A 315-nucleotide genomic window follows, 5' to 3' on the forward strand; every position below is an offset into this window, starting at 1 on the left:
GTTCGCGCAGGCGCACGTTCTGCTCGGTCAGGGCCGCCAGCTTCTGCAGGCGCCCCTGCAGCAGCAGGGCCTCGGTCTTGAGCTTCTCGTTTTCGGCAATCAGTTCGGTGCGGCTACCGAACTGGCCCGCCACGCCCTGCCAGGCACGCTGCGGCAAGTCGGTGATCCAGTACGACTCCATCAGCACCAGGCCCATCTGGCTGCGCACCGGTTTGAGCACGTCGAAGCGCGCGTCGACAACCATCAACGCGACTGACAGCACCACCAGAACGAGCAGGCGAACGCCCAGCGAAGGGCCCTTGGAGAAAAGCGGTT

1 pseudogene is annotated in these 315 nt (G+C 65.1%); it reads right to left on the reverse strand.

The features are described from left to right. A pseudogene (locus QWI17_RS16885) lies at window positions 1-315 on the reverse strand (rod shape-determining protein MreC); the annotation flags it as partial.

This window comes from Gilvimarinus gilvus, assembly GCF_030518155.1.
In the GTDB taxonomy this organism is placed as follows: domain Bacteria; phylum Pseudomonadota; class Gammaproteobacteria; order Pseudomonadales; family Cellvibrionaceae; genus Gilvimarinus; species Gilvimarinus gilvus.